Raw genomic sequence first — 7,887 nt, 5'->3', positions numbered from 1 at the left:
ACCCTCGCCCACCACATCACCCAACTCGGCACCGACAGCGGCGCCGAGGAGAACGCGGCAGAGCGGAACGGCACGGACGGGGCGGGCTCCCCCGCCGACGGCTCGCCCGCACAGGCCCGGCCGCGGGCCCGGCGCCGCCGCCCGACGCTGACCCGCCGCACCGAGGACGGTTCGCTCCTCGCCCCCTGAGACCGGCCCGGGCGCCACCGTCGCCGGCGCCCGGCCCGCCGCCCTCCCACGGGCCCGGCATCGCTGCCCGGCCGGCCCGGGCGGCCCCGCACCATCCCACCCCTTCCGCCCCTGCTTCCCGGCCCCGTGGCCAGAAGAACGGAGTTCGCTGTGAGTCACTCCCCCGACCAGGTTCCCGCGCCCGACGATGTCGTCTGGCGGCTGCCGGGCAGCGCGCCCGTGCAGCGCACCTCGCTGCTGGTGCTGGCGCACTCAGGCGGCAACGCCCACGCCTACTCGGGCTGGCGTGCCCATCTGCCGGAGGACGTGACGCTGCTGGTCGGCCAGTACCCGGGGCGCGGCGCCCGCTTCTCCGAGGAGCTGCCCGGCTCGCTGGACGACCTGGCGGGCCCGATCCTGGCGGCGCTGCCGCCGGGCACCGGCGACCTGGTGGTCCTGGGCCACAGCATGGGCTCGCTGGTGGCGTTCGAGATCGCCCGCCGTCTGACCGAGGCGGGACGGCCGCCGCGGGCGCTGATCGCCTCCGCCTGCCGGGCCCCGTTCCTGGACAACCCGAGTGTGGTGCTGCCGGAACGGCTGGACGACGACCAGCTGGTCGCCGCGATCAAGGAGCGTGGCGGTACCGACGACGGCATCCTCGACGATCCGGAGCTGCGGGAGATCGTCCTTCCCGCGATCCGGGCCGACTTCGGCATCGACGACGTCTACCGCTTCGACGGCGCGCTCCCGGCCGTCGACTGTCCGGTGACGGTGCTGGGCGGTGAGGCCGACACGGTGGCGCCGCCCGAGATGCTGGCGCCGTGGGCGGAGGTCACCTCCGGCGGCTGCGTCCAGGAGTTCCTGCCCGGTGGCCACTTCTACTTCCAGCAGCAGCTGGACGCGTTCTTCGTCCGCGTCAACGCCGTGCTTTCCGGCGTCGAGAGCGCCGCGGCACCCGCCCTCTGACGCTCCGCGCGCCCGGCCGTCGCGCGCCGGCCGCGCGAGCCGCCTGTCCAGCGTCACCGCCGCACCACCGCATCGGCCACGAGCCCCGGCCGAGACGGCGTCCCCAGAACGCTCCGCAACCCGCCCACCCGCAGGAGGAAGTCCATGTCCGCTCCCGCTCCCGTCGCGCCCGCCACCGGCATCACCCCGGTGCGCGAGGCCGGCAAGCCCGTCGTCGTGCAGGTCCCGCCGTTCGCGTCGATGGAGGAGGCCGCCGCCTGGCTCGCCGCCAACCGTCCCGCGGTCACCGAGGAGCTGCACCGCTCCGGCGCGGTGCTGCTGCGCGGCCTGCCCGTCTCCGACGCCGCGGCCTTCGCCCAGGCCCGTGACGCGCTGATCCGGACACAGGCCGGCTACAAGGAGAAGGCCACGCCGCGCACCGACTTCGGTGAGGGGGTCTTCTCCTCCACCGACCTGCCGGCGATCCAGCCGATCCGGCTGCACAACGAGAACAGCTACACCCTGGACTTCCCCGGTGTGCTGCTCTTCGGCTGCGTGACGGCGCCCGAGGAGGGCGGGGCCACCACCGTCGGCGACATGCGGGAGGCCCTGCGGCAGCTGCCCGAGGATCTGCGCGAGCGCTTCGCCCGCTACGGCTGGCTGCTGGTCCGCAACTACTCCGAGCTGGCCGGTCTGCCCTGGTACCAGACCTTCGCCACCGAGGACAAGAGCGTCGCGGAGGCGTACTGCCGGGAGAACGTGGTGGGTTACGAGTGGCTCGACGAGGAGACGATGCGGACCCGTCAGCGCCGCTCGGCGATCGTCACCCACCCGGTCACCGGCGAGCAGAGCTGGTTCAACCACTTCGCGTTCTGGAACAGCCGCACCCTGGAGGAGGACATCCGCGAGGTGCTGGTCGACACCTACGGTGAGGACGGCCTGCCGTTCAACACCTACCTGGGTGACGGCAGCCGGCTCAGCGACGAGGACGTGGCGACGATCAACGCCGTCTACGACCGGGTGACGGTCCGCGAGACCTGGCAGGTCGGCGACATCATGCTGGTCGACAACATCCTGTGCGCCCACGGCCGGGAGGCGTTCCGCGGCGACCGCAAGATCCTGGTCGCGATGGGTGAGCCGGTCGCGCTCGCCGACTGCGCGCCCGCCACCGCCCCCTCCACCGACGCGTTCGGGGAGGGCTGAGCGATGACCGCGGTCCTTCCCGAGCGCACCGCCGACGACACCGCCGCCGACACCGCGGCCGGTCTGCCGTCCTTCCCCGGCCTCCCGGCCGACGACCTGCTGTACCGGCTCTCCCTGGTTCCGGCCGCCCGCACGGCGGTGGTCGCCGGCCAGGTGTCGCTGACCTTCGGTGAACTCCGCTCCGCCGCATCGGCGTTCGCGGCGCGGCTGACGGCTGCCGGCGCCGGCCCGGAGAGCGTGGTGGCGCTCCAGCTGCCGCGCGGCGCCGAGCTGGTCGTGGCCCTGATCGGCACCTTGACGGCGGGCGCCGCCTACCTGCCGGTCGACCCGAAGCTGCCCGCCGAGCGGCGCCGCTACCTGGTGGCTGACTCCGCGGCCTCCCTGGTGGTGACCGACGGCGAGCCGCCGGTCACGGGCGTGCCCGCCCTCGGCCCGCCCGCCGCGCCGGTCGCCGGGAACAACGGCGAGACCTACCGTCCGGTGGTCACCTCCCCGGGGAACCTCGCCTACGTCATCTACACCTCCGGCTCCACCGGCACCCCCAAGGGCGTCGAGATCAGCCGGAGTTCGGCCTCGGCGCTGCTGGCCGAACTGGAGTCCGGCGGGATCGCCGTCACCGAGGGCGGCCGGGTCGGCTGGAACGCCTCGCCGTCCTTCGACGCCTCCGTCCAGCAGTGGACGCGGCTGTGCCGGGGCGACACCCTGGTGATGATCGACGAGGAGACCCGCGCCGACCCGTCACTGCTGGCGGCGCTGGTCGACGACGCGCGGCTGACCGACCTGGACATCACCCCCTCACACGCCGACGCCCTCCTCGACCTGCTGACCGACGACGGCGGACCGCGCCCGCTGACCCTGCTGATCGGCGGCGAGGCGATCACGCCCGCCCTCTGGCGGCGGATCGCGGAGAAGTGCGCGGCGGGGGTGGTGCGCGCGGTCAACCTCTACGGGCCGACCGAGTGCACCGTGGACGCCACCGCCGGCTGGATCGACGGCGGCCGGGAGCCGCACATCGGCTCCGTCATGCCGGGGCTGCGGATGCGGCTGCTGGACGAGAAGCTGGCACCGGTGGCGGAGGGCGGGACCGGTGAGCTGTACCTCGCGGGTCCCCGCGTCGGCCGCGGCTACCGCCGCCGTCCCGCGCTGACCGCCGACCGGTTCGTCGCGGACTCCGTCGGCGGCGACGGCGGCCGGATGTACCGCACCGGCGACCTCTGCCGGCTGCTGCCCGGCGGGCGGCTCGCCTACCTGGGCCGGGCCGACGGGCAGGTCAAGCTGCGCGGCCACCGGATCGAACTCCCGGAGATCGAGGCCGCGCTGGCCTCCCTCGAACAGGTCGCCGAGGCGGTGGTGGTGCTGCGCCAGGAGCTGAACGGGGCGCCCGGCCTCGCCGCCTATCTGCGGACCACCTCGAAGATCGCGGAGTCCACACTGCGCGCGGCCCTGGGGGCCCGGCTGCCCGCCTACATGGTGCCCTCGGCGTTCGTCACGGTGGAGGCGTTCCCCACCACCGCCAACGGCAAGCTGGACCGCGATGCGCTGCCCGAGCCGGCGGCGCCGGACGGGGCGGCGGCTGAGGCGGCCACCGACGGCCCGGCGGACGACGCCCCGCGCGGCCGGGTGGAGGAGCTGATCGCCGGGGTGTGGGCGACCGTGCTCGGCGCCCCGCGGATCGGCCGCGAGGACAACTTCTTCAAGCTGGGCGGTCACTCCCTGCTGGCGATCAAGCTCGTCGCGCGGGTCCGGGCCGAACTCGGGGTCTCGCTGCCGGTCAAGGCGATCTACTCCCATCCGCGGCTGCGGGACCTGGCCGCGCACATCGAGTCGCTGGCGTAGTCACACGGCACGCCGCGTGCCGCACGCCGGGCGGGTGGGGCGGCGGACCGTCGCCCCCTCCCCGCCCGGCGGCCCGCGAGTACGCCAATCCGCCCGACCGTCAGCCCGTCAGCCCGTCAGCCCGTCACCCGACCGTGAGGAACGACCGTGATCCCCTTGTCCTTCGCACAGCGACGGCTGTGGTTTCTGAACCGCCTGGAAGGGCCGTCCGCGACCTACAACGCCCCGGTCGTGCTGCGGCTGGACGCGGTCCCGGACAGCGGCGCGCTGGACGCGGCGCTCCGCGACGTCGCCGCGCGCCACGAGGTGCTGCGCACCGTCTTCCCGCCCACCGACGGCGAGCCGCGCCAGGAGCTGCTGCCGCCGCCGGAGCGAGTGCTGACCGTCCACGGCTGCGCCCCGGCGGAAGTGGCCGGAGCGGTACGGGTGTTCACCCGGACCGCCCTGGACATCGCGACCGAGCCTCCGTACCGGGCGGCGTTGTTCGTCCCCGGCGACGGCAGCTCCACCCTGGTGGTGCTGATCCACCACATCGCCACGGACGGCGGATCGCTCGCCCCTCTCCTCACCGACCTCGACACCGCCTACCGGGCCAGGCTCTCCGGTGCCACGCCCGGCTGGGAGCCGCTGCCGGTGCAGTACGCCGACTACACCCTCTGGCAGCACGATGTGCTCGGCGATCCGGCCGACCCCGAGTCGCTCGCGGCCGAGCAACTCGACTACTGGCGCGAGGAACTGGCCGGGCTGCCGGCGGTCACCGCGCTCCCGGCCGACCGTCCCCGCCCCGCCGAGCCCAGCCATCGCGGCGCCACCGTCACCGGGGAGGTCGACGCCGCCACCCACCGGGGGCTCGCCGCCCTCGCCCGTGCTCGCCGCGCCAGCCTCTTCATGGTGCTGCGTGCCGCGCTCGCCCAGGCGCTCACCGCGGCCGGGGCCGGGCACGACATTCCGCTGGGCACCGCCGTCGCCGGCCGCCCGGAGGCCGATCTGGAGCGGCTGGTCGGGTTCTTCGTCAACACTCTGGTGCTGCGCACCGACACCTCCGGCGACCCCACCCCCGCCGAGCTGGTCGACCGGGTGCGCGAGGCGGACCTCGCCGCCTACGAGATGGAGGACCTGCCCTTCGACCTGCTGGTCGAGCACCTCAACCCCGACCGCGCGCTCGGCCACCACCCCTTCTTCCAGGTGATGCTGACCCTGCAGAACGGTGCGGACCCGGAGGTCCGGCTCGGAACGCTCTCCGGCCGTCCCGTCATGGCCGACCTGGCCGCGGCCAAGTTCGACCTCACCTTCTACGCCACGGAGCGGCACACGGCCGACGGTGCGCCGGACGGCGTCGCGGTCGGGCTCCAGTACGCCACGGACCTCTTCGACGAGGCCACGGCACGGCTGGTCCTCGACCTCTGCCTGCGCGCGCTGCGGGTCTTCGCGACCGCGCCCGAGCGGGCCGCCTCCGCGGACTCCCTGGCCTCCGCCACCGAACGCGAGGGTCTCGCGGCACGGCACCGTGCGCTGGCGGCGGCGCGGGCCGCGCGCGAGGACGAGGCCGAGGAACCGGACACCGGTGCGCCGCTGACGCCGCGCGGCGAGATCCTGGCAGGACTGTTCGCCTCCGCCCTGGGCCGCGAGAGCATCGGTCCGGACGACAACTTCTTCCGTACCGGCGGCCATTCGCTGCTCGCCACCAAGCTGGTCAACCGGATTCGCACCGTCCTCGGCGTCGAGGCAGGCATCCGCGACCTCTTCCTGACCCCGACCGTGCGGGGCCTGGACCAGCGGCTCACCGAACGCGAACGGGCAGGCGAGGGCACGGGCGAGCGGCTCCCGCTGCGTCCGGTGCCCGCCGCGGAGCGCCCCGCGCGGCTGCCCCTCTCCTACGCCCAGCGCGGGCTGTGGTTCCTCGGCCAACTCCAGGGACCGAGCACCGCGTTCAACATCCCGATCGCGCTCCGGCTCGAACGCGTCCTGGAACCGGCGGTGTTGTCGGACGCGCTCGCCGATGTCGCCGACCGGCACGAGGTGCTGCGCACCGTCTACGGCGTGGCCGACAGCGAGCCGTACCAGCGGGTGCTGCCCGGCGCCCGTCCGGTGCTGGAGTGCGCCGACGTCACCTCCGCGGCCCTGCCCGCGGCACTGGCCGGCGCCGCCGCCCACACCTTCGACCTCTCCGCCGACATCCCGTTCCGGGCCTGGCTGTTCACCGATGAGGACGGCAGCGGGACGTTGCTCCTGCTGCTCCACCACATCGCCTCCGACGGCTGGTCCACGGGCCCGCTCCTGGCCGACCTCGACCGCGCCTACCGGGCGCGGCTCGCCGGGTCGGCGCCGACGTGGGCGCCGCTGCCCGTGCAGTACGCCGACTACACCCTCTGGCAGCGGGCCGCCCTCGACGCCCCGGACGCCCCCGAGGGCGCGGCGGGACAGGACGGCACCGGCCGCGCGGCCGGGCTGCTCGCCCACTGGGCGGAGCGGCTGGCGGGTGCGCCGCCGCTGCTGGAACTGCCGGCCGACCGCCCGCGTCCGGCCACCCCCAGCCACCGGGGCGCGGTGACCACCTTCGGCCTCGACGCCGGCACTCACCGCGGCCTCACCAGACTCGCCCACCAGCACGGCGCGACGTTGTTCATGGTGGTCCAGGCCGCGCTCGCGGCGACCCTGACCCGGCACGGCGCCGGCACCGACCTGCCCATCGGCACGGTGGTGGCCGGACGCGACGACGAAGCGCTGGACCGTCTCACCGGCTTCTTCGTCAACACCCTCGTGCTGCGCACCGACACCGGCGGCAACCCCGCCTTCGGTGAACTCCTCGAACGGGTGCGGGAGACGGACCTGGCCGCCTACGCGCACCAGGCCATCCCCTTCGACCGGCTCGTCGAACACCTCGCCCCGCACCGATCCGGCGCCCACCACCCCCTGGTGCAGGTCATGGTGCAGGTCCACCCCGACAACGGGCCGGCCACACAAGCCGGTTCGGCTCTCGCCGGGACTCCGGTGCCGCTCGGCACCCGCACCGCCAAGGCCGACCTGACCTTCGCGCTCACCGAACACCGCGACGGCGAGGGCAGCGCGGCAGGGCTGGCGGGCGTACTGGAGTACGCGAGCGACCTGTTCACCCCGGCCACCGCCGGGCTGCTGGCCGACCGTCTCTCCCAGCTCCTCACCGCCGTGGCCGCCGACCCGGCCGCCCGGATCGAGGACATCCCCCTGACGGACGGCGCGCCCCACCCCGGCGCCGCCGTCCCGGCCGCACCCGCGGCCACCACCACCGCCGTCGCGGCAACCGACGCGACCCCCACGACCGCCGACACGCCGGAGACCCCGGCCACGGTGCACGACCGCTTCACCGAGCAGGCCCGCCACACCCCGGAGCGGACCGCGCTCAGCCACGAGGGAACCACCCTCGGCTACGCCCAACTCGACCGCGACGCCGACGTCCTGGCGCACCGGCTCACCCATGGCGGCATCCGCCCGGGCGACGTCGTCGCGGTCGCGGCGGCACGAGGACCGGCACTCGTCACCGCCGCCCTCGCCGTCCTCAAGACCGGCGCCTCCTACACCCTGCTGGAGCCGGCGCAGCTGAAGGGACCGGCCCTCGCGGCGAGCGGCGCCACCGCGCTGCTCACGGGCGACCCGGCCGCGTCCGGAGGCGGCACACCACCGACCGGTGGCACGCCGAAGCCTGCCGAACTCCCCGCGCTGGAAAGAGTGTTGCTACTGGACGGCCCCGACCCCGGC

5 protein-coding genes are annotated in these 7,887 nt (G+C 74.9%); all 5 read left to right on the top strand.

What is annotated here, in order from left to right:
* Positions 1 to 189, top strand: a 189-nt coding sequence (locus tag E0D90_RS26725) for a hypothetical protein (RefSeq protein WP_227870372.1), incomplete at its 5' end; no start/stop codon positions are given.
* Positions 190 to 339: 150 nt separating this feature from the next.
* Positions 340 to 1,134, top strand: coding sequence for a thioesterase II family protein (locus tag E0D90_RS21040; protein ID WP_130799650.1), 795 nt, complete (start codon positions 340 to 342; stop codon positions 1,132 to 1,134).
* Between the two features lie 144 nt (positions 1,135 to 1,278).
* Positions 1,279 to 2,316, top strand: a complete 1,038-nt coding sequence (locus tag E0D90_RS21035) for a TauD/TfdA family dioxygenase (protein ID WP_103502142.1) — start codon at positions 1,279 to 1,281, stop codon at positions 2,314 to 2,316.
* A 3-nt stretch (positions 2,317 to 2,319) separates the two neighbouring features.
* Complete coding sequence (locus tag E0D90_RS21030) at positions 2,320 to 4,152, top strand: non-ribosomal peptide synthetase (protein ID WP_130799649.1); 1,833 nt, start codon at positions 2,320 to 2,322, stop codon at positions 4,150 to 4,152.
* 147 nt (positions 4,153 to 4,299) lie between these two features.
* Positions 4,300 to 7,887, top strand: a 3,588-nt coding sequence (locus tag E0D90_RS28375; protein WP_130799648.1) for a condensation domain-containing protein, incomplete at its 3' end; no start/stop codon positions are given.

This window comes from Streptomyces otsuchiensis, assembly GCF_004305975.1.
In the GTDB taxonomy this organism is placed as follows: domain Bacteria; phylum Actinomycetota; class Actinomycetes; order Streptomycetales; family Streptomycetaceae; genus Streptomyces; species Streptomyces otsuchiensis.
This window is presented reverse-complemented; position numbering and strand designations above follow the sequence as displayed.

Coding starts and splice junctions, on each gene's coding strand:
- E0D90_RS21035 (WP_103502142.1), top strand. CDS start 1,279: ATGTCCGCTCCCGCTCCCGTCGCGCCCGCCACCGGCATCACCCCGGTG.
- E0D90_RS21030 (WP_130799649.1), top strand. CDS start 2,320: ATGACCGCGGTCCTTCCCGAGCGCACCGCCGACGACACCGCCGCCGAC.